The following is a 26,840-nucleotide window of genomic DNA, read 5'->3' as shown; positions in this document are numbered from 1 at the left end:
CCCGCGCGATGCTCCTCACGCCGCGATTTGAAGGGACCGCAGACTTTCCGCCATGGAGCGGCCCTGCCCGATGGCGTCTTCCATCGAGGTGTGCTCCCAGAGCCCATAGCGTCCGATTGAATAAATCCCGCGTCGTTTCAACTCGGATAGGATGTACGGGACCGCGTGCACGCGGTGCCGGTCAAACAAGACATAGGCATACGGAATGTTCTTCACGTCGACCGCCACAATCCCGTCTTTGCTTCGCAGGATGCCGGCATGCTCCAAGCCCTGCCGCGCCAGCCTGATCACGTCCGACGGCGGTTCGGTCACATGCGGAAGATGCGACATCTCCACATATAATGAACTGCAGCCCGGCGGTCCCAGGCTGGGCGAAAAATTCATGGGGAAGCCGGCGCGATAGAACGGATAGGTTCGTTCCGGGAAATAAATCCAGTGTTTGTCGGAGATTCGTTCGCGCCCAATGCCGAGGTTGACGCTATAGACGGATACCCATCGCAACTTCTCCGCCGCCTCATGAACGGTCCGGGGTAAGTTCGTACAGCGACGTACCAATTCGGGTAAGGGAATTGTGGAAACCAGGGCGCTGTATTGCTCGCTACATTCCCCATGCCCCCTGTGGCGGAACAGGGCGCGCCGCCGCTCTGTATCCACTTCCATGAGTTCCGCGCCATAGTGAATACCCCGCACGGAAGTTAGAAAAGCCTGAGGCAAGACTTGAATGCCGCCCTGAGCCGGATAGAGGAACGACGGATTATAACCGAAGGCCTTATCTTTGATTCCCAATGCTCCATTGACGACATCTTTGAGCTCCGGCTTCGGGACGAGCCACGAGACCCAATCGGCGGTCAATTCATCGAGCGGCACCTGCCAGAGTTTTTCATTGAAGGGCACCATGAAATGTTTCGCGATGCCCTCACCCAAGCTCGCCACGATCCATTCTTTGAACGTCAGCGATTGGATGGGCTCCGTCCCCGCAGCCTTCGTCAGCGTCTCGATAAAGCCGAGCAGGCATTCCCGCACCACCTCAGGGGGGAGGCCATGCGTATTCACTTGGAACGGATACTCGGTATAGGTCTGATGCGAGTAGATATAGGAACGGCGTGTGTGTTGTTGCAAACGTGACGGCAAGAGGCTTTCGACCAACGCTTTAATGGCCGGCTGCCGGAAATGCAGCAGATGTCCGGTGTAGTCGAATGTAAATCCGTCTTTCTGATAAGAGCGGCAGAGGCCGCCGGCCTCTTCCTCCTTTTCCAAAATCCGGTAGGAAAGGCCCTGCAAATGATGCGCGGTGCTCAGTCCTGCCAGTCCAGCCCCTACGATAACAATCATGACAAGAGCGTCCTCTCGACCGGGCTGCTTCCCAGAGCAGGGCTCGATATGGCGGCCTCACCTCTCTGCATTCTGACTCTAGTGAGCCAGACCGCCAGGCTACCCAAGACCACAATGGTCGCGGCGCTTAACACCAACGCCAGTGGTTCGGGGACAGACATGACGAGCAACCCGACCCCGCCCAAGCATGCCGACCCGCTGTAGCTAAGGAGGACGACCTGTTGTACCGAGAGCCCCCAATGACGCAAGCGAATCGCCATATGATCCGGGCTGCCCAGAAAAATAGGGAGGCCGCGAAGGAAGCGAATGTACATGACGAACAATGTGTCGAAAATCGGCATGCCCAGAATCAGAACGGGCGTGAGCAAAGAGATCGAATGCCCTTCCGTGTACCTGCCGATCATCGACAGGGAGCCCAGCATCAGACCGATGAACATGGCTCCGGCATCGCCCATATAAATCAACGCCGGACTCCAATTGTAGCGCAGAAACCCGAGCAGGCTCCCGATGAGCGCCGCGAGCATGAATGCGATCGTGTGATCGCCGTTCAGAACTGCCACGATGCACAGCAACGCCGCGCTGATCACACCGATGCCGGCCGCCAAGCCGTCCATGATGTCCAGCAGGTTGAATGCGTTGATAATGCCCACCATCCATACCACGGTCAGGGCGATATCGATCCACTCCGGCAACGTCGCGATCTCGATCCGTATGCCGCTCTTGATCAGAATAAAAACCGCCAAAAGCTGTCCGGTCAGTTTGATTCCGGGCGTCAGCACCCCGAAATCATCGATCAATCCGAGCATCATGACGAGCGTGCCGGCCAGGACGATGCCCAACACATCATGGCGGAACTCGAACGTAAAGATGAGACTGATCAGAAACGCGAGATAAATGGCCAAGCCGCCCAGATACGGCACCGGCGCACATTGCCGCTTCAACCGCCCGTCGGGACAATCGACGATGCCGAACTTCAGCGCCGCGCGCCGCGCCATGGGCACGCCGTACAGCGAGAGAGCCAACGCCAGCAGCAGGGTCAAGCCGAGCAGAATCACGGTTTTGACACCCCCGCACCAGTCGACGCCGCCTCATCAAATGATCCCGCAGCCCGCCGGTGCAGATTCTCCAGATACCGCCGGTATCGATCGTCCGAATGCAGCGCCGCAACACGGCCCCGCGCCGTTGCTCCCAAACGCGCGCATCGTTCGGGATCGGCAAGCAGGCTCACGACGGCTTGGGCAACTTCCTGCGCGTTCGGAGCGACCCGTATCCCCGTCTGCTCATCGATTAAACGACCCGTTTGTCCGACATTCGTCGCCACCGAAGCCATCCCCGACGCCATGGCCTCCAATAGAACCTGCGAGGGGTAATTGTCCCGCCGCTGCAGCGACACGAAGACCATGCCGCGGGCCAGAAGTGGGGCGATATCGTCACGGAATTCGGCTGTCACGAGATCGTTCAATCCGAGGTCAACGACGGAGGCTGCAATCGCTGCTTTGAGAGGACCGTCTCCCAGTAAAAAAAACCGGGCCTCTGGCATGGCGGCATGAATCAGCGGGATGGATTCAAGAAACAAGCGCGGATTCTTTTCCTCCACCAGGCGCCCCGCGAAGACGACCCAACATTCCTTGATGGAATCAGGACGAAAGCGAGTCAGATCGACCACACTGCCGGGCGAGAGGATGATGCGAGCCGGTTCGATAGCCCTGGCCATAAGAGACGACCGGATGTCTTCCGTCAACACATCGACATAGCGGCAACGCCTAAGCGCCCCGACAAAGCACGGTATCGCCCACTTCGATCCCACGTGGCCGGCAAGATTTGGATCGGTCACCGACATCACCACACGATGAGACGGGCGCAGCATCATCAACGGCAGCATGACATAGCCCCCGCCAAGGACGACATGAAACAGGCTTGGTTCACCAACCCCGTACCGGAGGAGAAACCAACAGGCAAACAACACATAATCAGTTTTCCGCAGCCAGAACCCCGCCCGTCCCAGGAACGCCAGCCGCCGACCCATCGCGGTGAATGGCGCCGGAAGAGGCATAATGCGGGGTGCCCCGGCCGGAATGATTCCTCCGGCTACAAGTCTAGCCCAAAGGTCCCGATTCAGCACGAAAACTGTGTCTTTTCTCCCGCTTGCCATGCAGGCAAACAGTCGACCAAGTCGTCGCTCGGTTCCGCCAACCCCGCTGTTGTTGATCAGGACAAGGATGCGACGCATGCGCGGCCGTCCAAGAAGAGACGACACCAAAGTTCAAGATTGACCCAACGCCAGATGGTGGCTCCGATGGACCGCTGTCCCGACAGATGCGAGGTCAATTCTTGTTCAATTCCGGGGATATGAAGGTACCCTCTGGCTCGCGATCTGGAATCCAGTAAGACGTCTCGCGCGTAGGCCGCCAGATCACCGCGAAACCAGTCGTCTTCCGGCGTGGCAAATCCCATCTTATCGACCCGCTGCCGAATTCCGTCCGGCAGGAGTCCCTGTAACGACTGTCGGAGGATGACCTTGGTCCATCCGTCCCGCAGTTTCCAGTCGCTCTGCAGGCAAAACAAGAATTCGACCAAGCGAACATCGAGAAACGGCAACCTGGCCTCAATACCGAACGCCATGGAATTGCGATCTTCGTACCGGAGAAGCGCTCGGAGTCCATGGCGCGTCAAGAGCCGATGTTGCATGCCTCGTAAAATCGAGTCGCCACAACGGTCGGGCTCTTCAGTGGAATGCCAGGCGCGCGCAAAATCGGGGGCCATCCAGCGAGGTGTGCCGGTATAGAACCGGCGCACAATCCCGACCCACGACGGAGAGAACAACCCGCGCGCCAAATTGGCGGGTAACTGAGGAGCCACACAAGCATAGCGTCCGCGATAGGCCGACCATTCATGCCACAACTGTCTCCATCGGCCCTGACGGAACAAATCCGCATAGAATGCGCCGAAGCAGCCATGGTAGCCGGCCATCAATTCATCGGCGCCCTGACCATCCAGCAAGACCTTCACGCCGTTTTCCGCCGCCGATCGCATGACCGTCCACTGCGCAAAAATACTCGTGGATCCAAACGGTTCGTCTTGCTGCCATACCAGGCGTTCCAGGCAGTCGAGTAATTCCTTGGCCGTGGGGAATGTTCGCTGAGATGCAACCGCGGTCGCTTCCACGACTTGCCGAATGAACGGACGTTCGTCGTATCGTGGATCCTCAAAACAGGCGGAGAAGGTCTTGAATTCGGCAGTTTGTGTCAGATCCCGCGATGTGCAGGCATGAGAAAGAAGGCGATCGGCAAGGCATACGATGGCTGAACTGTCCAGTCCACCGCTTAGACAACTGCCTATCGGGACATCACTGCGGAGCCGCAATCGAACGGCATCTTCTATGAGATGCCGGAATTCTTCCACCACACCGGCAGCGCTCAACCGCTTTACCGGTGGGCCGGCAGGGAGTTCCCAGTAGCGCTCATGGTACAATGTCCCGTCCTTGACAAGAAGGTAGTGGCCCGGTTCCAGTTGGCGGGCCTGCTCGATAAATGTCTCCTGCGAAAAATCGAGGCGGGCGCCGTCCAAGTAGGCATGGATCACCCGTTGGTTCGGCGTCGGCTGCTCCATGACCCGAAGGAGTGCTTTAAGCTCCGAGGCAAACGTAAAGGTGATTCCATCCCAGGCATAGTACAGCGGCTTTTCTCCCATCCGGTCGCGGGCACAAAATAAAGTCCGCCGTTCCGCATCCCAGAGGGCGAAGGCAAACATGCCGTTGAACCGGTGGAGGCATGCCGTTCCCCATTGGCAATACGCGGTCAACAGCACTTCCGTATCGGATTGTGAGCGAAATATATGGCCATAGGACCGCAGTTCATCCCGCAGCTCTCGATAGTTATAGAGTTCCCCGTTGTACGTAATCCAGCAACGATGATCCGGCGAGCTCATCGGCTGATGACCGGCTGCGGACAAATCCAGAATCGCCAAGCGGCGATGGCTCAGTCCGACGGAATACCGTGATTGGGGTGAATCGTAACCCTCGGGCAACGGTCCGCTGACGGCGCGTGGGAGAGAACGCCTGCCATGGGATAAGAACACATACCCCTCTCCATCCGGTCCCCTATGTGCCTGGGTCTCCGTCATGGCAGCCAATGCATGGGGATTGATCGACCGTTCGGCCGCCGTCACTATTCCCGCAATCGCGCACATATCAGTCCTGGAATACCGCCTCTATCGGCCCGCCAATTCGTAATACAAGGACTCCATCCGCGTCATTTCTTTTTCTTGGTCCGCCGTCGATTCGGCGAGCGCCCGATTGGCAAGACCGCATGTTGTTCGATATCGAGCGTTCAGCAGCACATCGGTCAGCACCGGGGCCAACTGATCTTCATGAAGCCCGACATACCGTCCGTTGATCTCGTCACGGATCAGTTCTTCGTACTGAGGGAGCCGATTTAAGACCGGCACGGCGCCGCATGCGATGGTTTCCAGCAGGGAGTTGGGCATGCCGTCCGATGACGGCACCATTACGACCGCCGTCGCGACATTGAACCAGTACGGCATCTCCTCATAGTTGGCTTCACCGATGAAGCGCACATGGTCGGCGACGTCCAATCGAGCGGCCAGGCGTTGAAGAAGGCGAAGATACTCCGGATCGGCAAAGTGTTCCGTAACGACCAGCAACACATTGGGCACATTTCGCCGTACGGCCGGCAGGGCTTTGATCACGAGGTCGTGGTTGTAGAGCGGCTGCACCAGCCTAGGGCTGAAAATCACCGGCTGCTGATCATCAATTTTCCATTGTCGCCGGATCATCGTGACATCAAGTCCCGGCCTGAATCGTCCGAGGTTCACTCCCCACCCCACTCGGGCGATCGCCTGTTGTTCGGGAACCAGACGCCGGACACGGAATTCCATATAGGCCGAATGGGTCGTGACCAGCGCCGCTCGCTTCAGCAGGCGCCAGGTCAACTCGCGGCTGTACCGCTCCCGGAACGCTCCCTGTTCGGCCAGCACGTCGCTTCCCCACGGCGTCGCTACCAGCGGGCGCATCGGCGCACCAAGAAGTCCCCATGCGAGTCCACGAACATAGTGAGCATGGACCACATCCGGATTCGTTCTGATCACCGCCCGCGCGAGATGTATCGCCGAAAGAAGACGGCCCAATTTTCTTCCAACATTGGTGCAGGTCAGATCAAGCTGCTGAAAGCCCGCCGCCCCGGGATCCGCAAACGGCTCGACGGTCATCACGGTGCAGGTATGACCCCGCCGGACGAACCAATTCACCCACCGCCGCACATTGACTGAGGCCGCAGGACCGACAAAGCACAAATTGAGCCGATTCATCTCTTCGGTTCGTCGGACGTCAGATACGCCGGGGGAGACACCACGGACACCAGCAATCGCTTCAATTGAGCAACCGACTGCTCGAGACCATGATTGGCCGCTCCGTACACGCGCGCGCGGCGCCGGCATTCCTCGTAGAAGGGCTCCTCGCTGCACAGATAACTGATGAAGGAGACCATGTCATCGAAGGCTCCTTCCGCGCAGAAACCAATTTGATGACGCGAGAGGACCAGATCCGGATTCACAATCCACGACACGATCGGCACTCCATTCAGGACCGCCTGCACAAATGTGTTCGGGAAGCCCTCATGGGTGGAAGTGTTCACGAAGACCTTCGCCGAGCCAAATAATTCATGCATACAATGGAGCGGCAGATCGGCATGGAAAGACACATTGCGTAAGCCGGCTGCGCGGCGGCGCACCGCATCCCACAAGTCAGGATGCGCCTCATCACGCATGCCGGCCATCACGCATCGGCGGTCGGAGAGCTGTTCCGCCGCATCGAGAAACAATTGCGGCTGCTTGAGAGGATGGATTCTTCCGGCCCATAGGATCGTGGTTCGCTGACGGTCCGTTTCGGGAGGAATCGGATGCGCCGTGCGGATGAGATGGCCGGCACGGCCATATCGCTTACGAAGTGCGGCCTGCTGGTCCTCGGTGCGGCAGACAATGGCATGGGCAAGCCGAACGCCTGCAGGATAGAGCCATTTCAACGGACCGCTGACCGCGCCGTACGGACCAGAGAGATCCGCGGTCGAAGCAACCATGAAGATAAATTTACGCCGCATCATTCGGCAGATCAGCGCGTAGGCCCCTACTTCGATCCCCGCGCCCGCATGTAGGAACACATCCGCATCGACACGGCGAAATGTCATGAGCATTTCCCCAAATGACATTGCCGCCGCGCATAGCTGTCGGAACCGGGACACCTCGATCGCAAGACGGCCCTTCGCCTGCCGCCGAACTACGGTGAGAGAATGATGCCGTTCGATTCCCGCCTGTTCACGCACGCTCAACAGCGCCGTCACCGCATAGGCCGGGTCGCGGGCCAATTCATTGGCGGACAGATACAATTGAACTTCCGCGCCCCCGAACGGCTGTCGGCTGTCGGGACGATACAAGCCCTCACCCAGCGGTGAGACGAAGCAGATCTTGAGCGTTCGATCATTGGCCGAGATCGACCGTTCTTCGCGCTTCTGGAACATTAGGGACAGCATCGGCACGAGCGTCACGCCGGTAACCTGCTTCAGTACCTTGAGTCCCGTCTTGATGGCTCGCTTGGCAAATCGATGACGATCGGAGGACAGAGCCGTGAACCAGAGATCAATACGATCGCGGATGCCGTAGCCCGCCGGTTCCAACAACAACGGCGTGGCTGTGGTGTCCGCAAGCAGCGAACAAATCTCTCCTTCCGTCGCTCCCCTGATTCCATAACGAAGGAGATTGTCCCACGATTCCTCTCGCTTGATTCGTCCCGACAATAGTCGAGCCATGCCAAGCGCTAGCCGGTCAGGCAGATAATTAATGAACGGCAAGCCGGTCGTATGAGTCTCGATTGGAAAGTATCGATGAGGAGTCTGATTGAGAAATAGGACTCCGCCCGGCTTGACGAGATTCCACAGTTGGGGAAGCAGGTGCGCACGCTCTTCCGGCAATAGATGTTCGTACACAGCGCTGAGAATGACGGCGTCGAAGACGCCGAGACCGACCGGCAATTCCAGCGCGGAGGGCGAGCGGACTATACGCGCGTGGGTATAGCCGTAATGTCGGGACCGCCGGCGCGCCAACTCAACAAGCGAGGGATCCAGTTCCACCCCCACGATCTCGGATCTTGGAAACAACTTTGCCAGGCAAAGAGTAGAGGCGCCGGCGCCGCAGCCAAAGTCCAGCAGTCGCCTTCCGATAAACCATTCCGGCGAACGATAGGCAAAGAGATCCCGTTCTAAAAACGCTTGGACATACGTCGGACTCTCATCGCGTAAAATCTCATCGCACAGATAGGCCGGCCCTTTGGCTTCCAGGATCGCCTGGATGAGTTCATCCGGGTACTCTGTATCCGTGGAGCGCCGGGGCACGAACATGACCGCCTCATTCGGCTCAACGGTCACGCGACGGCGGCCGTTCCACAACGGCTCTATCGTGATCCGCGCCTCGGGATGAACCAGGAGGCGGGTCATGCCACACTCCTCGATTGTGGACGACACGCCTTTCCTTCCAGCGCCGCCCGGACCAGCCCTTGCACTCGCCGGTCGTAGGTATGCTCGTCCAATACATACTCATGGGTGCGCCGGACCATCGCGGCTCGATAACCCTCGTCTTTGAATCGACGAACGGCCTCTTCGATATTGGAGAAATCCTTCTTTACGCTGATGTAATGTTCGTCGGCTTTCAGAATGCCGTTGTAGCTTCCTTCCAATAGAAGTTGGCAGGTCTGGCTTCCGATCGGTTCGAAGTGCCGAGAAGAGATAGCTTTCCCGGAGACAGGGTCGGTAAAAGACTTGAAGAAGCGATCATACACTTGATCGAAGGTGGCGTGCGGCTCTTGCTTGAGAAATGCAATGACCGCGCGGCGCGTGCGATCGTCTTTCTCCAGAAAATATGTGCCGGATTCAGCCCCCATGATGCCTTTGCATTGATTCAGGAAACTGTTCCATTGCTCTCTCGGATGGCGCACGAAACGGATATCCTTGGTGAGCCCTAAGTCGGCCGCGTGGCGATTGAAGTATTCCAGAATATTTGTGCGTTCCGTATCTCCGAGCGCGAAGGCGCTGGCATAGAGATCGCCGCGGAAGCCGATATCGATGGAGCGTGATGATTTCCCCGGTTTATAGATGCGTGGATTCAGCGCCGCGGGAGCCGGCAGGACCACCGACGACCCGCAATCGTCATACAACCATTCCGCAGAAGACAGCGGAAGTTGCGATGCGATGTAGTCGGCCTGCACCGTCCGCGCAAAGGCGATCTTCTCGCTCATGTTGTGGTATTCATTTCCATAGAAGAGGAGCATCCGTCCCTTACGCGACTGAAACCGTCGCTCTGCCATGCGCAGCAATCGGAGATCATCCCACGCCGCCGAATGCAGGATGATGCTCAACGGATACTCCTTTAATTTTCGCAGGCCGGCCGAGAACTCCATCAGATTATGGATATTGCACCATTCCACCTCCAGCAATGGACATCCCGTAAACGCATCCTTCCAGTCCATTACGTAGGACAAGACCTGAAATTCTTCCTGCACAATTGAGCGAAAGCCCGGAAGATTCCGGCATCCTGCCGGGATATGGTGCGGTCCCAGTCCCAGGCTTCCCGCCAGGGTGTCCCGAAGAATCGCCTTCCAATGAGTTTCACCTCTGGCATAGAACCCGACGGCGCGGATACGGTCTTTCATGGCGGCCACCTCAGGCGCGACGCGTAACAACAACGACAAGAGGTGAAATGAGCAGATAGGCCAGGTATCGGCCAACTCGGCTGGATAGGGCGATGGTCCGGATCCCGCGTTTGATCGGGCCAACAGCGGCCGTATCCAGGCAATCAAACCGATCGCGAATGACCAGCCCGTGCGCCTTGAACCATCGTTCGAGTTGAAAAAAGGAAAACCAATGGAGAGCCGGGCAGGAACTATAGTTCACCAGCGCGGGAAACGGCCCGCGCGCCGCACGCACAATGAGACGCTTCGCTGCCGAAGGCCACCAACTGTACAAGGGAAGCCATCGAAACTCTCCTTGCCTGGGACATAAAGCATTAGTGGTCTCGACCCAGAGGAGTCCGCCGGGAGCCAAGACGCGGACCCATTCCGTGAGGCATTGTTCCCATTCCCCGACATGCTCAAGCAGCGAATTGGCATACACAATATCGAAGGAGCCGGCCTTGAAGGGCAATCGGTCTCCGCTGGCTACTCGATACCGGATATCCCAATTCCGTTCTTTCGCACGCCGAACGGCGATCGCGACCTGCTCGGCATCGAGATCGACGGCGGTCACTTCCATCCCGCGCCCATACCAGAATTCCGAATACAGTCCGATCCCGCATCCCACATCCAGCAGCCTCGCGTCTCCACGCCATGTGCCGATCCGCCGCATCTCCCGGGCAATGGTGTTGTAGTGCTTCGTCAGGATGTCGGTCTTTTGCTCGTGCGTGACGGTCCGACATACATGGTCTAAGAATCGTGAAGAAGTCACTGGCATCCTTCAGGCGCTCCGTACTGTCAGGCGGCGATCCGACTGCCGTGTTGATGAATACATCGCTCGATAAGCGACAGATTCTCCTCCGTCCAGGCGATGGTCTTCTTCAACCCAAGATCGAGATGGACTGACGCCGAAAAGCCGAGCTCCTCGCGAGCTTTCATGGCGTTGCCCACCCGCCTGCCGGCATGATCCCACGCTCGGCGCGGCAGATGTTCGATCGGGGCGGGATTCCCCGTCATGCAATTGATGGTCGCCGCCAAATCGATGATGGTCGTCTCGATCCCGCTCGCTAGATTATAGACATCTCCGGGACGCCCCTCGGTCGCACACAAGAGCAGCCCCCGGACGATATCATCGACATAAATAAAGTCGCGGCTGGCACGACCTTCATTCTCGACTCGCAGAGGCAAATGTTTGACCGCCCGGTACACAAAAGTGGGTACCACATTGCGCCACACAGTCGCAGCCGTGCCCCGCCATTGTCCCGCGCCGAGTATCTCACCGGGTCCATACACGTTCTGAAACCGAGCCCGCACCGTCGGGAGGCCGTGCTGTTTGGCGTAATAGACAGAGTAAAATTCTCCGACCACTTTCGAGATCTGATAGGGACTATCCAACTCCAGGGGAACCGGCCCTTCTTCCCTGACCGGCTCAGACTGCTCAAAGGTGTGCGGGGCGAGCGTGCATCCGGATGCCGCGTACACCACCTTCTTAATTCGGCGAAAAGCCTTGATATGCTCATAGAGCCGCAAGGTGGGCCAGAGATTGTTGTCATGATCCGCCAAGGGATCGGCGATGGAGTTTTGATTGCCGTGAAAAGTGGCCAAATGGAACACGTAGTCGAAGTCGTCTCGGATCGCATTCAACACACGCGACTCGCCGATGGATCCTTGCAGAAAAGACACGTGCGGATCATCCGGCACATTGTCCCGTTCCGCCGACAGCAGATTATCGACAACGACGACGGACCGGCATCCCAGCCGCAATACGTGTCGAACAAGGTTGCCGCCTACAAAGCCCGCCCCCCCGACGACCAATAGGCGTCTGTTTCGCAAATGATAATTGTCAATCGGCCCGGCGGCAGAGGGTTGAGAGGACATTATCGTGCTGTTTCGACCGGTTTGAGATGGGTGAACGTTTGCTGAATGTTGGCCTTCTTATACCAGTCAATCGCCGCGGCCACTCCCTTTTGGAGCGGCGTGTGGGCCTTCCAGTGGAAGTCTCTTTCTGTTTTCGAGGGATCCAAGAGGATCGTGTAGACATCATCGGCACTTCTGGGGCGTACCTCCACCGGTCGATCCAGGTGAATATCGAGCGCCTGGGTCGTCGCATCGAACAGCTCTTTAACGGAAAAGTCCCCGCCCGAGGAGATGTGATAGACTCCGGATCCTCCCTTGCCGTCGATCGCCGCCAGAACCACCGCAATCAAGTCGTCGATATAAATAAAATCTCGACGTGTATCCATGACAAAGCAGGGCTTCTTGGACGTCAGGCGGTGATAGAAGGTCGGCAACGGTCCGCTCAGATTCCGCGGCCCGTAGGCGTTGGCCAACCGAAATGAAATCCACTCGAGGCCGCTTAACATGACGTACTGTTCCCCTGCCGTTTTACTCACGGCGTAGCTGCTGCCTTCCGGACGAACCGGATGTCGAAGGGTGATCGGCTGCTCCAGCGGCTTGAGCCCGTAACAGAGCGCGGTCTGAAAATAGATGAGGCGTTTCACCTGGAGGCGACGGCTGGCTTGCACGACGTTGGCCGTCCCCAGCACGTTGGTCCGGGCGTCCTCGACCCAGTTATCGGGATCCTTGTATGAAGCCGCCGCATGCACCACCAGATCAGGCCTGGACTCCCCAAAGACTTTGCCCACCAATGTGTCATCAACAATCGTGCCTTCCACGACGGTCAACAGGCGATGGGATGCTAAATTTTCACGGCGTCCCGTCGCGTAATTGTCGATGACCCACACGGCATCCCCGCGCGCGATCAAGCGGTCGGCAAGATGCGACCCGATGAATCCGGCGCCTCCAGTAATGACGACTCTCATCGCAATACCTCCACATTGGCTAGTTTTCGAAACGACGGCCCCCGGTCGTGGAACGCCTGTTGCCACAACTCCAGTGACAACAATCCCCAAATCTTGCGCCCATACCGCGATTCCTTTGTCAATCCATCAAGGACTTTCGCGTTGTTGATGAGATCGCGGCTCAGTGCCTTCCGCGACGCGAACACATCCCGCACAAATTCTTGGACAAGGCCGGGACGGGTCAGCCACTCGTGCAACGGGACCGGAAAGCCCATCTTGTCCGTCCGGTTCACAATCACGGGCGGCATCACATCGGCCATTGCGTTCTTGAGTACGTGCTTCATCCGTCCATTCATGAATTTCACGTTCGACGGAATGGTGGCGGCAACCTCCACCAACGGATGGTCAAGAAACGGCACGCGTGATTCGACCCCATGGGCCATACTCATTCGATCCTCGACGTGCAGGAGCGCCGGAAGTAGCGTCTTGAAATCGAAGTGCGTCATGCAGTCGAAATAGGATTCCTTGCGAACATTGCTTCCGCGGAATATTTCATTGAACGCGTCGAACGGCGAGTAGCGCTCGAGAGCGGGCCAATTGATTTCCTCGTCCAGATCGCGGGCTCGATTGACAAGCCGAAAATACCGGCGATCCAAATCCTCGAATAATCCCTTTCGCCAGAACTCCTGGAGCAGCGGCTTGTATTCCCGAAGCGAGGATAAATTCGGGATGATCGAGTCATAGGTGACGATAAAGTTGCCGTTCTGCATCGTGCCGTCTATGGCCGCCTTGATGCATTGTTCGAAGTACGCGATCAGATACCGCGCATATCCGCCGAAGATTTCATCCCCGCCCTGACCGCCCAACACGACTTTGCGATGGCGGCCTGCCAGTGACGAGATCATGTATTGTGGAAAGGACCCGGGGCCGGCGACCGGTTGATCAAGGTGGTACAGGATCTTTTCGATGTGCGCGACAAAATCCTGGCCGGTCATCTCCAATTCGTGCAACGGAAAACCCCGCCATTCCGCAAGGGCCCGCGCATAGCGGCTTTCATCATAGGCGGGGCCGAGGGCAAACTTGCCGGTAAAGCCTACGAAGTCCGGCCCAGCCTCGGCGCTTGCCAGCGAGGAGACGATGCTCGAATCCAGTCCTCCGCTGATATAGGCGCCGATCGGCACATCGCTCCGCAAATGCAATGCAACCGATTCTTTGACCAGCGCGCGGATCCGCTCCTCGAAGTATTTCCCGGTGTGGTCCCAGTCAAGATCATAATAGACTTCCCAATATCGTCTTGTTTCGAGCAGCCTTTGACCGGCGAACAGCACATGGCCCGGAACCAATTCATGAATGCCTTGAAACAGGGTCTTGCCGGACAAACAGAATTGGAACGTCAGATATTCTTTGAACGCTTCGAGGTTCGTCTCGATTTCGTCGATGAACGGCAGCAATGCCTTGATCTCGGAGGCCACATACAGGGTATTCTCCACCACCGTATAGTAGAGGGGCTTAATCCCGAACCGGTCGCGCGCGCAGAACAGCCGGCGGCGGTCCTCGTCCCACAAAGCAAACGCGAACATCCCGCGCAGATGGTTGACGCAATCGGCTCCCCATTTACGGTACGCGTGCAGAATTACTTCCGTGTCCGATTCGGTGCGGAACTGGTCCTCCCCCAGTTCAGTCCGCAGCTCGCGATAATTGTAGATCTCGCCGTTGAACGTCACCCAATTGGCGTGCCCGTCCCGCATTGGCTGCCGTCCGCCCGCCGGATCAATGATGCTCAATCGCCGATGCCCAAAACCGACTATCCCGTCCTGATGGAGCCACGTTCCTTCCCCGTCCGGTCCCCGATGGCGTTGCAGTCCGTTCATCGCCAGCAGCATATGGGCGAGATGCGGCATCGCGAGGCCTTCCAAGTCCATAACCGCAGCGATTCCACACATGTACGTCTTTACTCCTTACGACTAAAGGTCATGTCACGGCCGGACGGTCTTAATCCGCCGTCATGCGTCTACGCACTTCATCCCGCGAAATGTTCCCGGACAGAACTTCGGCCACACTTCGATGCGGAGTCCCTTATCCCGAAGATACGATGGAGTGAGAAAATAGATGCCCAGGCCCGGCATGTTCATGCGTAAGGCGCCGGACTGGTAATAATGGGGCTCATATGGCTCTACAAACCGGCGCGCATCCGGACGAGCGATATCCGACCAGGGGCTATAAAACAGCCGGTATCGCCGCGTCTGCCCTTCCACCAGCTCGAAGGCCGAATGGTCAATCCACACGTTCGCAGTTGCATCAAAGATTTCCCAACGAGGCCCGATTTTGACTTCAATCCAGCCGTGAAATCCCGAGGAAAGGGCGACATACCGCCAGGGCAGGCCGAACGCGTCGAGAATCCGGCTTTGGTAGATTGCAAAATTTCGGCACGAAGACGCCGCGACCTGATTCACATATTCCAGAAATGTCTCTGGTAATCGATCGACCCCATACGGATGCGAAAGATGAATGAGATTCATGGCATAGAGAGCCTGCACGCGGTGAATATTTTTTTCATGCCAGTGCTCTTGGAACGCCCCTTCATGATCTCTGTAGTATGAAACGACGCGCGTCAACAACTCTCCGTCGGTTGCCGTGTTTCGCGCGATGGTTTGCAATGTGGGCAGGACAACAGCCGGCTGCCCGGCATCGAATATCCGCCATGGGTAATAGGCGGGAGCGCTTAAATTCTTATCCACCCATTCAAAGTGGTTGAGACCAAGTATTACCATCTTGGTGTCCGGCGCCAACTGCGGGCTTGAATCGATCCCCACCATCAACAGCAGCCACAGCAAAGTGATATAAGAGAGGGGCACCAGACTTTTGGGAAAATATCCGCTGCTCGAATGACGCATAGCCCTGAATGTGAGCAGATGCCGCCGCCATCTGCCCCCCGTTCCGATACGAGCGCGTGCTTCATATCCTAGGCCCGATTCCATCCGGCGATCTGCAGCGCTCATACCTATTGGTGACGGGTATTGTCGAGCGGCCGGTCGGACTGATGAGGCGCTTGCGCCGCCACAAGGCTGTGCATCGATAATTGCGTGATGTTAGCGACATTGAAATATTCCAGGCTCGTACGGCCCGCCGCTGCCTGCAACCGCACGAAGCCCGGAACATCGTCGCATGTCTTCATATTTTCCCAGGCGACATAAAAGCGTCCGAGCTCATTGTCACCGCCATGTCCCGGGGCCGGTATACTCTTGCCTGAGCGATAAGCTTCCCGGACCAAGGAGGGGATATCGATACGAGCAAGATAGGCTTTGTCTGTTCCAATGCTCCCATACCAATGTGACAGCGTCTCTACATAGTCTTTGTTCAGACTCGCCCCTGAAGCGCATCGCTTGTGGTCAAGGCTCGCAACAAGCTCTTCCACCTGCCTGATCATCACATCGGGATTACGCACACCGTTATCGCAATAGATCGCCTTGGATACCACCCAACAATCGTTGCGACCCTCGGAATGATAGAAGGCATACAGCCTTCCATCGGCTTCTTTTGCCAGCAATGGGCCGCTATGGGACTGAGGAGACAGAAAGATGTACCACCCCCGCCGCTCCAACACTTGGATTTGTTTAAACATGTTCATCCCGAACGGCGTTTCCACATAGCCTAAGCGGATATCCGGACAACGTTGCCCGGCACCGGCAAAGAATTTCACCAACGGTGAGCGGACAGATGGACGCAGAGTATTGCTGTAGACGGTGTAGTCGCAGCCCATGAGGTTGACGCGAGGCCCGTCCGTCCACCAATAATCATTCCACCCGATGTACCCGAGACGACTCTGCGGGTCGGTCGGTGAAAAGTACTCCCAAAATTCCTTTGACTTAGTGAAGGCTTTCATTGCTCGAAGCGCCGGATACTCCCCATACACGAATCGCTGCTGTTTGGTAGAAACGGTGAGGAACCGGTTGTTGCTGACGGCCGTAAAATATGGTTGATTGAAAAAGCCACGCCCTGGACCGTTACCCCCGATCACTCGCTTGACCGAAAAGGTGGCTGTCTCGATGACGCTGATGAAGCCGGTGTCGGCATCGGAGATAATGAGATTCCCGTGTCCATCCGGATAGACCGAGGTCGGCCAAAGGAATTGCCCCTCGTGAGTGTCCCACCCCAACGTTCCGATTTTGCGCAGGGAACGTCCCGTCAAGAGATCCAATTCGACCAACACTCGATCTTGCAGACCCGTCGCAAAGACTTTCCCCTCCACCACGGCCACTCCGTGGGCGAACCGCAGGCCTGACCGCCAGACAAATTCGAATGAAAGGTCCGCGTGTATTCGAAACGCGCTCACATTGTGACCGTCGAAATTGGCCGTTACCAGCATGCCGCTTTCCTGATCCAACCAGACCGCCTCCGGGGACACGAGCGACTCATGCTTCAGCACCTGTAACAGCTGCAACTGAGCGGTGTCATATAAGACACGAAAGACCATGACGTTGTTTCGCAGGTAGTTCGCGACGAACAGATGGTTCCTCTGCGCATCGTAGAATAAGCCGGTCGGCTGAAATCCCGCTTCACGGGCGGGTTTGTCCGAGGCACCGGCTAGCTCAAACGGTGTGATGATTCCTTCTCGTGTATCGAGGAGTGCGATAGTTTGAAAGTTGGCGATGAAGAACAGTTCTTCATTGTAGGGTGCAATGGTCGGAACATTCAGGCCTCCTATCCGCTCATCAGAATTATTCGCAAACTTCAGCGCGGTATGCGGAGCCAGGGTCAGATGATCCATGGTTGCCACCTCATGAGTTCCACCGCGTAAGGTGGCATGAGTCATCGCAAGCCACAGCCCAGCTAGCGCTATTCCCTGTGTAAATAGCTTGATGCCCAACATGACCGGTGACCGACGGGCGCCTCATATCCCGGTGGCCAGAGCCCCGACCAATTCGCCGCGGTACTGTCGTGCGAGGAGCGGCAATGTCCGAAACCGATAGATGCCGTTCTCTCCGATCGGAAGCGTAACCCGCTTTGATCGAAATACGGGATACAGCACTTCCCGCCCTATGGCGGAATGGTCCCAAACGATCCGGTCCGGGGACCTAATCTGTTCCGCCCACGTATCCAAAGGACACCGTAGGACCGCGCGATCTTCTTGTGTTGCGTTATCCATGGACCGGCTCTTGAAGATCACTGCGCCTCTCGCCCCTTGCCAATCGACGGTCAGGCGCACGCCGCTGAGTCCTTTGACCCGTCCATCGTTGAGCTGCTGCAGGATTCGCAACATGAAACAATCCAACAAGAGATCCCGCACACGTAATTTCCCCCTGAGCGTCTTATCCCCGGCAACGATCTTTACTAATCGCCGGACCTGCGGACTGCTTACAATCAATCGCAGAGCGAGTTGTGCTTTGGCTACGCAGACAAGCGGGTGTCGCAGCAAGCACCAGTAGAATGGGGATGTGACAACCGTCATGCCTACTCTGTAACGCGCAAGGCGACTGACTTCCGAGGCGCGTGCGATCCGGCGCATCGCGGGCCATGCGATTCGCGCCCACGTACTAAAGGACCCCCCGGCACAGGCTCCATGATGATCCGCGGCTGCCTGCATGGCTTCTTCTATTTCGACGGCAAAACGCCGATAGGTGTGCCGCCCGCTTTCGCAAATGTCCCGATAGGCCCGCTGGGAAAGATCGCGGACAAGAGCACGATTCCTGATCGTCTCCAAGACCTCATCAAGGTTGGAGAAATCTCGCCGCAAGGGCAGATAATGTATGTGAGGATGCAGTACTCCGTCATAAGCGCCTTCAATCAATACCTGGCATGTTCTCGTCATCGCGGCTTCGAGATGGCGTGGACTGATGGCGAAGAACTGATACCCATCCCAATCCGACGGGAGGAACGAACCTATCTGCTCAAACGTCAGGTCGGGATCGGCGAGCATCACCTGTTGGATTTTTGCCTTGATCGCTCCTCGGCGATCCAGGACGCTGGACCCGCTTTCGCAGCCTATCACCGCACGGCCGGAGCCTAGAAACTCCAGCCATGCGGGGCCCACGATCGTGTCCTCATGCTTTGTGCTGATATCCATCCGGAGCCCGTGAGTCCCGGCTCCGGCGAGAACCTGTTCGGCAATCCGGTGCTTCAACTGGCCATGAGAGCCAAACCAGTAGGGCAAGTGTGACGCCCGGTACACAATATCGATCGGTCGCGAATCCGGATCACACAACCGCTGCTGAATTTCTTGCGCATCCGCTTCATCAATGTATCCAGTCAGGCATCGCTGGAAGATGGCGCGATCGCACATGAGAGGATAGAGTGTTCGGCGATGCGTCTCGTCAAAATTCGTAAAGATCAGATGGACGCCCAGCTCGAACAGCCATTCGTCCAAAATGTGAGCATGATCGTATTCATCTTGCGGAAACGCCACCTTGAGGCAGTTCACGTCGTTAAGCCATCGAATGTGCCACTTCCATTTATGAAACAGATGGCTCCATCGGAGACAGAGGAACGTGGTGTGGAAGATGACGACGTCCCATCTGAAATGGCGCACCCAACGCGGTATGCCGTTCACGGCATTGAAATACAACACTTGATGCCCGGCTGGGCTCCAGTCCATCACATGGAGATGCCGGCTGATCGCGAGCCGAAGACTCCCGGGGCCCGGATGCCAATACAGCACCAGGATTCGTTTGGCCTTTGGAGTCACATTCATACGTGATCAAAGAGCGTGGATTACCGTGCGTAGAGAGCCGCAATTGCTTGTTTGTAAGCCGCAGACTGGTGTTCCCAGTTGAAATCCATTCGGGCGGCTTCGGCGGCGCTGCGTCTCATGGCAAGAAGGGCCGCCGGATTATCGGCCAGCAATTGAACCGCTTCAACCAGGGTCGCCGGCTTGTCGGCGTCATATGTCAGTCCACATTGATGCCGCGTGATGACATCGCTCACGAACGCCAGTCTATTGCTCAGAATGGCCAATCCCGCCTGCATATATTGCGAAAGCTTGTTTGGACAGCAGTACACATGGTTCAAGTTCGGACCGACATATGGAATCACGCCGACATCAGCTGCCCGGGCGGCGGCTACCAACTCTTCTTCTCGTACCGGCTGCAATAGAACGATCCGGCCTTCCCTAATTATTTGATCAAACTTTGTCTTCAAGTACGACAAATATTCATTTTCCGGACACCTGAGATACAGCACCGCCCGGCTCGGACTGATGCATTGCCAAGCGGTTAACAGCTCCTCCAACCCTCGCCGCCAGGTCACCTGTCCTTGGAACAGGCATTTCACGGGCAAGGCTGCCGGTCGCAGTTCATCAGAGGCGTGATCCGACTCGGTCGGCGTCGCGTTAGGGGCGACGATGACATTGGAGATCCGGTATTGCCGTTCCAGATGCCGCGCAATCTGAGGGGTCACCGTCACGACCGCGTCCGCCTGACGAATAAGCCTTCCCTCATAGGCTGCCATCGCATTTCTTTCCCATCGTTGGGCCAGTAGATCGGCTTCAGGCCAGAGTTCATGTGCGTCATAGAGCACCGAACATCGGAAGAGCTGTTTCAGCCGGATTGCCGCAGCCAGCGCAAACACATCGTGGCAAATAATCACCCGTGGGATCACGGAAGATGATCGAGACCGGCGATAGAGGGCCTCAATGATCAAATAATAGGCGGCCCACACGGAATGAAACCGGCACCACGACCCGACCCGGTGATCGACCCTTCGCACCCATGACAGACATTTTTCTTCGCCGTCCGCGTTTACTGCATCCGGTGTCGGCGTATTTCGCTTGCGTTCCAGATATCGTCGGATCGTCCCACCGACTGAAAGGAAAGATGCGACCATCGCCCATAGCTTCCGACGCGCGGACGCATATTCATGCGGATCAATACGTTCCACATAAATGTTGCCCTCCGCTTCACGAAGAGGTTTATTGGAACCGACCTCGGTTCCATTCCATGCCGACAGACCGATGACCTCCGTGGGGCCGATCTCTTTGCACAGTTGCATCACCCAACGCACCCGGGGGTCCGCGTCGGGCTCATGTGGGACCAGCATCAAAATGCGTTTGGGATAGTCCTTTGAGGACGCGCCGGGGAGCCGCATCTTCCTTAAAACAGCCTCCGGCTGAGCTTCTGCAGTTTCCAAAACACGGCCGGCCAGAGCGCACCTCGTAACACCTTCAATTCATAGATGCGGAACATAGGCTTGTATAAACGGAGCAGCCACCACTCCCGCCGTGGGAGTTCACTGATCCAGCGCGTGCGGGTCTCATAGTCCCACTTGGATAAGTTCGTCTCATAATACGCATGTACGAGCACGTTGTAGAGCGATCGCGGCAGCCTCGGCTCCAAAGCAAAGATGATTGGATCCTCCAAGCATGGCCCTGTTTCTTTGACGCGCTTCACCTGGAACCCGCGCCACAATTCGGCGAACCGATAGGCAGTAAAGCTCCGCAGGTGTGTGAATTCATATTTGGCGCTTTGATAGGATTCCAACCGCTCTTCCCACGGTATGTGGACGATAATCCGTGTCGAAGATCGACAGGCCGTACGCAGGACATCGACCAGCTTCTGCGGGTTGAGTAAATGTTCGAGAATGTCGGAGATAATAATGACGTCGAAACAGCCGGCCTTGACCGGCAAGTATTCTGCGTCGCCGCAGATTCTTACGATGCCGTCCCGGGACGCTGCCTCGAGATACGGCGTTGCGATATCCAATGCGACTTTAACATCCGCCTCAAGTTCCATGAGGTACCGGGCATGGCTCGATCCGATATCCAATACGCTCTTTCCCCTCACATCGCCGATAAATTGAACAAGCATGCGGTGACGCGAGTCGCGTTGGGGCTCGATGGGCGCACGCAGGTCATCCTCCGCAATGGCTCGATAGCAGCGTTCATACTGGATCTGGCGTTGATTGCCATAGGCGGGCAGCAGAATCGGGATCCCGTTTCGGACCGGATATTTTTCATCGCATGCCACGCAGCGCAGAGCGGTCTTTTCTGATATGAGATCAGCGCGGCAGGCTGGACAGACACAATAAGCCGTATACGCGGGAACCATGTCGGTCTTTGCAGTCAGTTGCGCCTGGCTACCTGCCATTGGACCGATTGCCGGCACACCCCGAGATCAACGGCGATTCCGGCCGGTGCACAAATGTTAAATGTGACGGGGCGATGCCAGATGACGGCATGCTGCAGGCTGGTGGAATCGCGAAGATCCAACGAAGGATAGATGCCAACCGATACCATATACTCTCCCGGACCGATATTCAGCGGATTGAAGATCAGCTCGATTGACCCATGACCATCCGGGATCATGAGACCGGCGCCATCCATCGCAGAGATCGCGTTGCACACGATCAAGCCGTCCGCTCGCGATACAACCACCGAGACCACCGCATCCTCCAAGATGACAAGCGAGGAATACGCCACGCGCAATACCAGACTGTCGCCCATTTCGAATCGACCCTTTGTCCGCCGGTCACCGCCCAAGAACTGCACATCGTCGATTCTAACGGCTTTAGAGGTTCGCAGGGCATGCGCGACCGTCAAATCATGGCCGGACACACTCGGTTCAGGGCGCCGCAAGCGATCCTGCTCTTCGTATACGGCCTGGGTGTAAGCAGACACGATCTCCAGCGGTGGCCCGTCAGCCACGACCTTTCCCTGTTCGACCCACACGCACCGATTGCAGACACGAAGAAGCGCCGCATGATCATGCGAGACAAGGATCGTCGTCCCACCAGCCTCTTGAAACTTTCGAAAGCGTTGAAGGCACTTGCCGAAGAAATAGGCGTCCCCGACTCCCAATACTTCGTCGATTACCTGTATGTCCGCCGCCTGGGCCGTTGCGACTGAAAATGCCAGACGCATATGCATTCCCGCCGAATAGGTTCGAACCGGCTGGTGCAGAAACGGTCCGAGCTCGGCGAATGAGACAATATCGTCGTACAGGGATTCCATACAGCGGCGGTCCAGCCCCAGGTAGAGACCGCAAGCGAAGATGTTCTCATGACCGGTCAAATCGGGATGGAATCCGGTACCCAACTCCAAAAGAGCGCCGGTACGCCCGTTCACGACGAGTTCGCCATTGGTTGCCGTACTGACTCCGGCTAATAACCGCAAGAGTGTGCTCTTTCCTGCTCCATTACGTCCGATGATTCCCAGCGTCGTGCCCTTCGCAATGTTGAGCGTCACATCCCGTATCGCCCAAAATTCCTTGTAACGTTGACTCTCCTTCCCGACGGGCATTCCAAGAAAATCCAATAATTGACCTGATCGGCCCTCGTACAATTTGTACCGTTTGGAGAGTCCCTTGGTAACGATCGCATCCTGAGCCATTACACGCAATCCGGCAAAAGGCGCCTTAACCGCATGAAATATAGATGTCCCGCGACGCTGGCGAGCACGGCAAGACCTGCGAAGACACCCATGGTATTCAACGCGGGCAACCGGCCGAACAGAAAAATATCGCGATATCCCTCGATGAGTAACGCCAGTGGATTGGCCGCAAGAAGAAACGCCAGTTCTTTGGGCATCATGTCCGGTGTATAGGCAATCGGTGAGAGAAACATTAGTAGAAGAAGGCCGAGGGAGACCATCTGAGACGTGTCGCGGTAGATGATATTCACGCAAGACAAAAACCACACCAGGCCTACCGTCAATAAAGCTTGCAGCATAATCAGTACCGGAAAGAACAGAATGGTGACACTGAGCTTTCCGAAGACACATAGAACACAAATCAACACAATCGTCCCCGCTAGTTGTCCCGTTACACCGGTGCATACCGCTGTAACGGGAATCAATTCCATGGGGAACACACGACTTTTCATGAGATTTCGGTGTGCCAACACCGAGGCGGTACCGCGAGAAACGCTCTCAGCGAAACCGATCCACGGCAACAGCCCCGTCACCATTAGCAAGCCGTAGCTGAGACGATCACAGTCCGCGCACATTTCCACCTTGAGGATTGCGCCGAATAGGAGCACGTAGGCACAGACAGTAAGTGCCGGAGCAAGAACAAGCCATGCCAGCCCCAGCTTTGAGCCGGCGAACCGTATTTTCAGATCGAGAGCGGTAAGACCGACGATCAAGCGCGCATATCGAAACAAGGCAGGCTGGTGCGTCATGATTTAGCTCGAATCGAGTCAACAAGAATCTTCAAGATTGTTTCCGCCGCATCCGACCCCCTGTGTGGACTGTGTTCGGGGAGCTTCGTGTCGAGTGCTGCTTTGGCGGTCGAGACAATGTGCTCCGTACATGTCCCGGCAAGACGATTCCAGCCGGCATCTACGGTTTCGTTCCATTCCGTTTCATCCCGAAGCGTCACGCATGGAACACCCAGCCAAGAGGCCTCTTTTTGGACGCCGCCTGAATCAGTCAAAATCATCCCCGCCCGCGATTCGAGCTTCAACATATCCAGATACCCTACGGGATCAATGAGGCGAACCTGCGATGGGGTTATGAATCGCTCGAGGCCAAAGCGAGCCAGCATTTTTTTGGTCCGCGGATGACATGGCACGACCACCGGTCTCTCGAGCAGCGCCAACGCTTGGACGATTGCCGTCAACCGCTCTTTGTCATCCGTATTCTCCGCTCGATGCACCGTGGCGAGAATGTACTGCTTCGGAGTCAGGTCAAGGCGATGAAGAATTCGACTTTCCCGCTCCGCAATCGGTAAGCCCGCGCGGACCGCCTGGGCCATAACGTCTCCAACCAGGTGCACTCCCCTGATGATTCCTTCACAACTCAAATTCTTGACCGCTTGATCGGTCGGACAAAATAACCAGCAGGCCATATGATCGGCGAGGACGCGATTGATTTCTTCAGGCATGGCCCTATTGAAGCTGCGAAGACCGGCTTCCACATGGGCGATGGGAATGCGCAGCTTACTTGCCGCAAGCGCTCCGGCCAAGGTTGAGTTCGTATCCCCGTATACGATTACGCAATCCGGATGGGTGTCAGTCATAATGTGTTCCAACGCCTCCAGCATCCGCCCGGTTTGTTCTCCATGCGAGCCAGAGCCGATGCCGAGTTGATGGGTCGGCGCCGGAATCTTCAATTCTCGAAAAAAGACCTCGGACATTTCCTTATCGTAATGCTGGCCGGTATGTACGAGAATTTCCCGAATCCGGCGTCTTGGAGTTGTTTCCTCGTTCATGGTGACAATGGCATGGGACACTATACCTGCCTTAATGAACTGCGGCCGGGCTCCGATCACAGTGAGCGCGGTCACGGCACCGTCTCGGGAAGAATTCACCCCCATCAAAAGTCCCGCCGCTGGAATACGGCGCAGGCCGTAAACACTAAGAGCGTCGCGTACAGCATTCCATAGCCGGTAGCCAGGGCTTGGTACGTCGCGGTCACCGGAATCCCGGTCGCGGCCTGTCCCTTGATGTTCAGAACTTCCAGGTTGGGACATATGTAATACAGCGCGGTCATGATGAGCTTGATCGCTTCGTTGTGACTCTTTTCCGCAATGGCCTTCATGTCGGCCGTCAGATGCCCGATCACATATAATCCAATGGTCATGATGGCGCTCAGCGTGGAGGAGGAGAAGGTAGAAAAGCACAATGCGATCGCCGTGACCAACAGAAGTTCGATGAAAATCAGCTCGATCGCCTGAAATAATGAGGCATGAATCGGCACTCGATAGGCCGACATGGTGATGAACAGAATCGCCGACATGACCGACACATTGATGGAGAGAGTGATCACAAGGCCTGAATATTTTCCCATGATGAATTGCGCGCGAGTGATCGGGCGGGCCATGATTGTATACACGGTGCGCCGCTCGATCTCCTTGCTGACCAAGCCGATGCCCACGAAGATGGCGATCATGACGCCGGCCAAATTGATCGCCGCTAGGCCCATATCGGTCACAATCTTGTGATGCTCCATGATCGTCAAATCCGCCAGCAACACCGAGGCGCCCATCAACAACGCGGCAAACAGCAGGAGGTTGTACAGAATTTTGTCGCGAAGATTCTCCCGAAAGGTGTTCAACGCAATGACAACAATCGGCCGCATCTCACTCCCCCACCGCGGCTTTCACGGTCGATCGCCCGGCCGGTGGCTGGAAGAACAGCTCTTCCAAAGAACCTTTTTGCGGAGTGACCGCCAGTAACCGGCCTCCCTGCGCATGGATCGCTTTCACCACGTCATCGACGGAATCCGGTCCGGGCAACACGATCAACGAATGTTTTCCGCGCTGTATGATGTCCGTCGCCATCCGCCGGATCGTGTGCAGCCGCTGCGGGACGAGACCATCGCATACTATTTCAACGGATTGTGTATGAGCATGGCTGACCAATTCATCGACACGGCCGGCAGCCAGGAGCTTTCCCTTCATCACGACGCCGACTCGGTCGCAGATCATCTCCACATCGGGAATGATATGACTGCTGAAGAATACCGTTTTACCCTGCTCCTTCAGGCGCAAGATCAGATCACGCACCTGCTTGCGCCCAACGGGATCGAGGCCGGACATCGGCTCATCCAGCACTACCAATTCGGGATCATGGATAATCGCTTGAGCCAGCCCGACTCGCTGCAACATTCCCTTCGAAAATTTACGCAGTTGCCTGTGTTCCGCATGGCCAAGTCCGACGAGATCCAACAGTTGCGGCACCCGCGCGTCCAACTTCATCCGGTCGAGCCCCGCCAACTCGCCGTAGAAGAAGAGGAATTCCCTCGCGGTCAGATAATCGTAAAAATAGGGCGACTCGGGCAAAAACCCTATTCGCTTTCGGATGTCGACGGTCCCTGCAGCCTGGCCGAATATGTCGACGATTCCACTGTCGGATTTCATCAAGCCCATAAGGATCTTGAGCGTCGTCGTCTTCCCGGCCCCGTTTGGCCCGAGGAATCCGTAGATTTCCCCGGCGGACACCGCCAGGGAGAGACCATCCAAAGCGGTCACGGCGGGACGGCCTGGCCACCCGGATTTGAATGATTTCTTGAGTTCCTGAATTCGAATCACAACCATGGTTCTTCCTTC

21 protein-coding genes are annotated in these 26,840 nt (G+C 56.7%); all 21 read right to left on the bottom strand.

The features are described 5' to 3' along the window. Positions 1-15: 15 nt before the first annotated feature. Complete coding sequence (locus ACWGXE_RS05310; RefSeq protein WP_447601901.1) at positions 16-1,332, bottom strand: protoporphyrinogen/coproporphyrinogen oxidase; 1,317 nt, start codon at positions 1,330-1,332, stop codon at positions 16-18. Then, the gene (locus ACWGXE_RS05305) at positions 1,329-2,387 is read right to left on the bottom strand and encodes an MraY family glycosyltransferase (RefSeq protein ID WP_447601899.1); all 1,059 of its coding nucleotides are present in this window, start codon (positions 2,385-2,387) and stop codon (positions 1,329-1,331) included. Before ACWGXE_RS05305 ends, ACWGXE_RS05310 begins: the two co-directional genes overlap by 4 nt. Beyond that, positions 2,384-3,562, bottom strand: coding sequence for a glycosyltransferase (locus ACWGXE_RS05300; RefSeq protein ID WP_447601898.1), 1,179 nt, complete (start codon positions 3,560-3,562; stop codon positions 2,384-2,386). The genes ACWGXE_RS05305 and ACWGXE_RS05300 overlap by 4 nt, the downstream gene beginning before the upstream one ends. After that, positions 3,541-5,520, bottom strand: a complete 1,980-nt coding sequence (asnB, locus tag ACWGXE_RS05295) for an asparagine synthase (glutamine-hydrolyzing) (RefSeq protein ID WP_447601897.1) — start codon at positions 5,518-5,520, stop codon at positions 3,541-3,543. Before asnB (ACWGXE_RS05295) ends, ACWGXE_RS05300 begins: the two co-directional genes overlap by 22 nt. A gap of 21 nt (positions 5,521-5,541) precedes the next feature. Further along, entirely contained in the window at positions 5,542-6,657 is a 1,116-nt protein-coding gene (locus ACWGXE_RS05290; RefSeq protein WP_447601895.1) for a glycosyltransferase family 4 protein, read from the bottom strand. Then, positions 6,654-8,834 (bottom strand): methyltransferase domain-containing protein, encoded by a 2,181-nt coding sequence (locus ACWGXE_RS05285; RefSeq protein ID WP_447601894.1) that lies wholly within the window; start codon positions 8,832-8,834, stop codon positions 6,654-6,656. The genes ACWGXE_RS05290 and ACWGXE_RS05285 overlap by 4 nt, the downstream gene beginning before the upstream one ends. Further along, a complete protein-coding gene (locus tag ACWGXE_RS05280) occupies positions 8,831-10,045 on the bottom strand; it encodes a glycosyltransferase family protein (RefSeq protein ID WP_447601892.1) in 1,215 nt (404 codons plus the stop codon). The genes ACWGXE_RS05285 and ACWGXE_RS05280 overlap by 4 nt, the downstream gene beginning before the upstream one ends. A gap of 10 nt (positions 10,046-10,055) precedes the next feature. After that, positions 10,056-10,835: a class I SAM-dependent methyltransferase gene (locus tag ACWGXE_RS05275; RefSeq protein WP_447601890.1), complete on the bottom strand. Its 780-nt coding sequence runs from the start codon at positions 10,833-10,835 to the stop codon at positions 10,056-10,058. 26 nt (positions 10,836-10,861) lie between these two features. Beyond that, a complete protein-coding gene (locus ACWGXE_RS05270) occupies positions 10,862-11,941 on the bottom strand; it encodes an NAD-dependent epimerase/dehydratase family protein (protein ID WP_447601889.1) in 1,080 nt (359 codons plus the stop codon). Beyond that, on the bottom strand, positions 11,941-12,885 hold the full coding sequence (locus ACWGXE_RS05265) for an NAD-dependent epimerase/dehydratase family protein (protein ID WP_447601887.1): 945 nt from the start codon (positions 12,883-12,885) through the stop codon (positions 11,941-11,943). Before ACWGXE_RS05265 ends, ACWGXE_RS05270 begins: the two co-directional genes overlap by 1 nt. Next, positions 12,882-14,807 carry an asparagine synthase (glutamine-hydrolyzing) gene (gene asnB / locus ACWGXE_RS05260; RefSeq protein WP_447601886.1) on the bottom strand — a complete coding sequence of 642 codons (1,926 nt, stop codon included), beginning with the start codon at positions 14,805-14,807 and terminating at the stop codon, positions 12,882-12,884. The genes ACWGXE_RS05265 and asnB (ACWGXE_RS05260) overlap by 4 nt, the downstream gene beginning before the upstream one ends. A gap of 60 nt (positions 14,808-14,867) precedes the next feature. Then, complete coding sequence (locus ACWGXE_RS05255; RefSeq protein ID WP_447601884.1) at positions 14,868-15,758, bottom strand: hypothetical protein; 891 nt, start codon at positions 15,756-15,758, stop codon at positions 14,868-14,870. 107 nt (positions 15,759-15,865) lie between these two features. After that, on the bottom strand, positions 15,866-17,632 hold the full coding sequence (locus tag ACWGXE_RS05250; protein ID WP_447601882.1) for a hypothetical protein: 1,767 nt from the start codon (positions 17,630-17,632) through the stop codon (positions 15,866-15,868). A 123-nt stretch (positions 17,633-17,755) separates the two neighbouring features. Further along, positions 17,756-19,552, bottom strand: coding sequence for a hypothetical protein (locus ACWGXE_RS05245; protein ID WP_447601880.1), 1,797 nt, complete (start codon positions 19,550-19,552; stop codon positions 17,756-17,758). A 20-nt stretch (positions 19,553-19,572) separates the two neighbouring features. Next, positions 19,573-20,943 carry a glycosyltransferase family 4 protein gene (locus ACWGXE_RS05240; protein ID WP_447601879.1) on the bottom strand — a complete coding sequence of 457 codons (1,371 nt, stop codon included), beginning with the start codon at positions 20,941-20,943 and terminating at the stop codon, positions 19,573-19,575. A gap of 5 nt (positions 20,944-20,948) precedes the next feature. Next, positions 20,949-21,941, bottom strand: a complete 993-nt coding sequence (locus ACWGXE_RS05235; protein ID WP_447601877.1) for a methyltransferase domain-containing protein — start codon at positions 21,939-21,941, stop codon at positions 20,949-20,951. After that, positions 21,917-23,182 (bottom strand): ABC transporter ATP-binding protein, encoded by a 1,266-nt coding sequence (locus ACWGXE_RS05230; protein ID WP_447601875.1) that lies wholly within the window; start codon positions 23,180-23,182, stop codon positions 21,917-21,919. Before ACWGXE_RS05230 ends, ACWGXE_RS05235 begins: the two co-directional genes overlap by 25 nt. Then, entirely contained in the window at positions 23,182-23,970 is a 789-nt protein-coding gene (locus ACWGXE_RS05225; RefSeq protein WP_447601873.1) for an ABC transporter permease, read from the bottom strand. Before ACWGXE_RS05225 ends, ACWGXE_RS05230 begins: the two co-directional genes overlap by 1 nt. Continuing rightward, positions 23,967-25,106 carry a non-hydrolyzing UDP-N-acetylglucosamine 2-epimerase gene (gene wecB / locus ACWGXE_RS05220; RefSeq protein ID WP_447601871.1) on the bottom strand — a complete coding sequence of 380 codons (1,140 nt, stop codon included), beginning with the start codon at positions 25,104-25,106 and terminating at the stop codon, positions 23,967-23,969. The genes ACWGXE_RS05225 and wecB overlap by 4 nt, the downstream gene beginning before the upstream one ends. Beyond that, a complete protein-coding gene (locus ACWGXE_RS05215) occupies positions 25,106-25,870 on the bottom strand; it encodes an ABC transporter permease (protein WP_447601870.1) in 765 nt (254 codons plus the stop codon). The genes wecB and ACWGXE_RS05215 overlap by 1 nt, the downstream gene beginning before the upstream one ends. 1 nt (position 25,871) lies before the next feature. Then, complete coding sequence (locus ACWGXE_RS05210) at positions 25,872-26,828, bottom strand: ABC transporter ATP-binding protein (RefSeq protein ID WP_447601869.1); 957 nt, start codon at positions 26,826-26,828, stop codon at positions 25,872-25,874. Positions 26,829-26,840 lie beyond the last annotated feature (12 nt).

The sequence above is a fragment of the Nitrospira sp. Nam80 genome (assembly GCF_965152575.1).
The sequence above is the reverse complement of the archived record's forward strand: the minus strand, read 5'-3'. Positions and strand labels throughout refer to the sequence as shown.

Excerpts from the sequence above, each read along its gene's own strand:
- ACWGXE_RS05265 (WP_447601887.1), bottom strand. The coding sequence starts at position 12,885 with ATGAGAGTCGTCATTACTGGAGGCGCCGGATTCATCGGGTCGCATCTT.
- ACWGXE_RS05210 (WP_447601869.1), bottom strand. The coding sequence starts at position 26,828 with ATGGTTGTGATTCGAATTCAGGAACTCAAGAAATCATTCAAATCCGGG.
- ACWGXE_RS05285 (WP_447601894.1), bottom strand. The coding sequence starts at position 8,834 with ATGACCCGCCTCCTGGTTCATCCCGAGGCGCGGATCACGATAGAGCCG.
- asnB (WP_447601897.1), bottom strand. The coding sequence starts at position 5,520 with ATGTGCGCGATTGCGGGAATAGTGACGGCGGCCGAACGGTCGATCAAT.
- ACWGXE_RS05290 (WP_447601895.1), bottom strand. The coding sequence starts at position 6,657 with ATGAATCGGCTCAATTTGTGCTTTGTCGGTCCTGCGGCCTCAGTCAAT.
- ACWGXE_RS05225 (WP_447601873.1), bottom strand. The coding sequence starts at position 23,970 with ATGACGCACCAGCCTGCCTTGTTTCGATATGCGCGCTTGATCGTCGGT.
- asnB (WP_447601886.1), bottom strand. The coding sequence starts at position 14,807 with ATGTGTGGAATCGCTGCGGTTATGGACTTGGAAGGCCTCGCGATGCCG.
- ACWGXE_RS05250 (WP_447601882.1), bottom strand. The coding sequence starts at position 17,632 with ATGGATCATCTGACCCTGGCTCCGCATACCGCGCTGAAGTTTGCGAAT.
- ACWGXE_RS05245 (WP_447601880.1), bottom strand. The coding sequence starts at position 19,552 with ATGAATGTGACTCCAAAGGCCAAACGAATCCTGGTGCTGTATTGGCAT.
- ACWGXE_RS05230 (WP_447601875.1), bottom strand. The coding sequence starts at position 23,182 with ATGGCTCAGGATGCGATCGTTACCAAGGGACTCTCCAAACGGTACAAA.
- ACWGXE_RS05215 (WP_447601870.1), bottom strand. The coding sequence starts at position 25,870 with ATGCGGCCGATTGTTGTCATTGCGTTGAACACCTTTCGGGAGAATCTT.
- ACWGXE_RS05310 (WP_447601901.1), bottom strand. The coding sequence starts at position 1,332 with ATGATTGTTATCGTAGGGGCTGGACTGGCAGGACTGAGCACCGCGCAT.
- ACWGXE_RS05255 (WP_447601884.1), bottom strand. The coding sequence starts at position 15,758 with ATGCGTCATTCGAGCAGCGGATATTTTCCCAAAAGTCTGGTGCCCCTC.
- ACWGXE_RS05300 (WP_447601898.1), bottom strand. The coding sequence starts at position 3,562 with ATGCGTCGCATCCTTGTCCTGATCAACAACAGCGGGGTTGGCGGAACC.
- ACWGXE_RS05235 (WP_447601877.1), bottom strand. The coding sequence starts at position 21,941 with ATGGCAGGTAGCCAGGCGCAACTGACTGCAAAGACCGACATGGTTCCC.
- ACWGXE_RS05280 (WP_447601892.1), bottom strand. The coding sequence starts at position 10,045 with ATGAAAGACCGTATCCGCGCCGTCGGGTTCTATGCCAGAGGTGAAACT.
- wecB (WP_447601871.1), bottom strand. The coding sequence starts at position 25,106 with ATGGGGGTGAATTCTTCCCGAGACGGTGCCGTGACCGCGCTCACTGTG.
- ACWGXE_RS05270 (WP_447601889.1), bottom strand. The coding sequence starts at position 11,941 with ATGTCCTCTCAACCCTCTGCCGCCGGGCCGATTGACAATTATCATTTG.
- ACWGXE_RS05240 (WP_447601879.1), bottom strand. The coding sequence starts at position 20,943 with ATGCGGCTCCCCGGCGCGTCCTCAAAGGACTATCCCAAACGCATTTTG.